We start from the raw sequence: 3,155 nt of genomic DNA on the forward strand, positions 1-3,155 counted from the left end.
AAAACTCTATGTATTACAAAGTTTTTCTTGATGAATCCCACGGTGTTTTCGACCCTTCCTTTGCTTTCAGGATCTGCCTTCCGGCATAAAACCACCTTAAACTTTACTTCGTTGACAAACTGCTGAAATTCCTCAGTCAGTAGGAGATCGCCTTCATTTTCGGAGACTACCAACAAACGGTCCTGATCATATAGAATTTCCTTAGAGACTCCACCAAAAGCAACAAAGGCTTTTTTATGGGCTTCAACTACATCCTTGGTAGTAAAAGGACGATTCTGAAACCAAACATATTTGTATCTCGAGTGGGCAAGTACAAATACGATAAACATGAGTTTGACCGGCTTTCCAACTTTATTTCTAACCGTGACAAAGCCAAAGTCAGCCTGTATTTGTTCACCCATTGGAGGATCAGGTATCGCCTCATAGTTACGTTTTTGAGCCTCTTTAGGGATAGAAAACTCCTCTCGAAGTTCCTTCACATAATTCCGTACGGTACTTTCACCAATTTTGAAGGTAGGAAATTTCTCTTTCAGCCAATCATTTACCTGTGCTGCTGAAATGTCCGGGTATTCCCTTAGCCATTTCAAAATCAATTCTTTATGTAAATCTAATTTCTTCGTTCTGATCATAGTTGATGCCGTCCATTCTGCCATTTCATCGGGTGACTTCTTAAGGTACTTATACACTGTATTTCTTGATAGCTCTAACTGTCTTGCGATAGCTGAAACGCTATATCGCTGATTAACCAGTCCTCTAATCTGTATGTACATTTCAAACTTATCCACCTTCCAAATCCTCCTGCCTTTATCTTAGAAGCTAAAAATCTATAATAAAGGCAATAGGTATTCTAGTAAATAAGTGTTCATATTTATTTGGCGTAAACTGTTCACTTTATTCTAGCAGTCACATACCGACAAATATAGAGCTTGGCTTTTTAAAGTAGCTATAAATTTGTATTACGATTATTGCCGCAAAAATAACAAGTCCCCATCTCAACAATTAAATGAAAATCTTATTTCAAATTCTAAGTTGATTGAGGAATTAATTATTAACAAAGAAGATGAACTTCAAGTAAGGGAGACATTGGAACAACTGCCACTTAAATTTAAACAGCTACTCCTTCTTAAATATGATTTAGAGTGGTCGTATCAACAGATCGCTCAATATCTAGAAATGAAGCCAGATGGAGTGAAAACGTATTTAGCTCGTGCAAGAGCAAAATTCAAAGAGCTATATGGGAGGAAAGAAAATGTTCGACAAAAATAATGAACAATTTGATTTAGTTTTTGATGATAAATCATTAGGTAAAACATTGAAAAAAGCAAAAAGAGTTACTCTTTTTAGAACAATAATAATATCAGCCATTGTATGCATTTTACTTGTCTTTACTGTTTATAAAGTTAATATGTGGTGGGTAAGTAAAATAGGTGGTGAAACAGCTACTGACCTAATAAAACAAGATGCAATTATGAAAGCCCCTAACACAATAGTAAAAACAGAGACGATTGACTATGGATTTTTAAAGGGAACTATAAAACGAGAAGTATTTAAAGTTGTTGAAGATAAGATTATACCTTGGGAAACACAAGAGGCTAATTTTGGTTTTAGGGGTTTCAAATCTACCTCTTTTTCATCCTCTAGTACAAAAATTGATGAGGACACGTACATACATATTCCTAACGGAGAGAAGGAAATGTTATTTTATGTACCTCAATATAGATATAAAACCTACGCAAATGATTTATCAGAACTTAAAGATTATCCTAATGATAAGTATATTGAATTGGGCGTTTCCTTTAATAAAGGTTACTCATTAAATGAAGTTAAGAAAATGCTACCTACATCAGTCCATCCAATGTGGTATTGGGTCAATGACTACCCGAACAAAGCTTATGAACGGGATGAACCTGAATCTGGACAATGGTTTTACGGAATTTATGACCCAACTTCAAAGGTGGGACAAGCAATGAGTTCTCCAAAAATAAAAAGTGAACTAGCTTTTTTAAGGCGTTTAAAAATGCTTGATAAGAGTAAGAGTTATTATACTTTAGTTAAAAATCATCAAAAAGATGGTATGATTATAGGTGCAGTTGTTACAGGAACAAAGGATTCCTTACTTGAACTAAAAGACCAACCTTATGTAAAAGCATCTAGTATAGGGGCAGTTGTTGATAAGTATTAGAATCATATTCGTATAGTATATTACCAAATCTTAGACAAGGGATTTGGTATTTATCTAGGGAGTTGTTTGGCAACTCTCTTTTTTATCGAACATTGTGAAATGTTTCACTTAAATGTAGTGTAGTGCTTTATTAAGTGAATAAGTCATTTTGAAGTTATTTTCAAATATTGTCGAACCCTCTACTGGAAGTAAGTACAGGCAATTTGTCACTTTACTTGGAGCCTCTGCGGGCATGATTATGAGCCATGAAGCCAGGTGTATCAAAGATTCTGGCTCAGCCAAAACAGGCTATCATGCCCGCCTCTCCAAATAAAGTGCACGTCTCTCAAGGACGAATTATTAGGCTGTGAATTTAAATCTTATACATGAAAAGCTTTATTTTAACAATTTTTCTTTTAAAGGACTACAGAAACTAACGGGTGCTATAGTTTAAAAAAGTACCAGCTGCGTCTGCAGCTTTTTTTTGTCCAAAGCAAAAATCGAATGTAACATAAAGAATAAAAGGTTACATTCATTATCCGTTAAAATCTTAGACTTAACCACCATATGGGAATGTTCCTCTTTCAAAAATAAGTTACATTCAATTCGTTAACTGAGTTTATGGGCTAACATAATAGCAAGTTACAAAATTACAAAAGCTTTTCGAGCTGGTTCCATTTATAAAACGATTGGCACTGGAGAAAATGAAAAGTTGCCTTAAGGAAACGGATTACACCTTAAGGCATTTTTACATTAGAAAGACTTTTAGACTCGTATAATAGAAAAGCCATCTCAACGTAAGGGGAGGAGCTATAACAGTTTGGTCCTCTTTTATGTCTTTAGGTCTATTTCTAAGGCCAGGAGGTATGGATAGGTTACACTTAGTTGGACAATAAAAATAAGGGCAAGTAGAATAATACATAACAAGTGAGGAGTGTCTACTATGACCCAAAAAAGAAGAACGTTTACAACAGATTTCAAAAAGCAGGTGGTG

At 34.8% G+C, this 3,155-nt stretch carries 2 protein-coding genes and 1 pseudogene; 2 read left to right on the forward strand and 1 reads right to left on the reverse strand.

Annotation, left to right across the window (positions count from 1 at the left end; translation table 11 throughout):
• Positions 1 to 785 (reverse strand): IS21 family transposase (istA, locus tag M3226_RS31185; protein ID WP_251573367.1); only part of this gene is annotated, 785 nt, incomplete at its 3' end.
• A gap of 142 nt (positions 786 to 927) precedes the next feature.
• On the opposite strand from istA, the pseudogene M3226_RS31190 reads away from it, so the two are divergent.
• Positions 928 to 1,266: pseudogene (locus M3226_RS31190) on the forward strand (RNA polymerase sigma factor); the annotation flags it as partial.
• Entirely contained in the window at positions 1,250 to 2,182 is a 933-nt protein-coding gene (locus M3226_RS31195) for an anti sigma factor C-terminal domain-containing protein (RefSeq protein ID WP_251573371.1), read from the forward strand. The pseudogene M3226_RS31190 and the gene M3226_RS31195, both read left to right, overlap by 17 nt.
• Positions 2,183 to 3,155: the final 973 nt, after the last annotated feature.

Source organism: Neobacillus cucumis (genome assembly GCF_023715505.1).

What these genes read in the sequence shown, in the direction of transcription:
- M3226_RS31195 (WP_251573371.1), top strand. Translation starts at nt 1,250, where the DNA reads ATGTTCGACAAAAATAATGAACAATTTGATTTAGTTTTTGATGATAAA.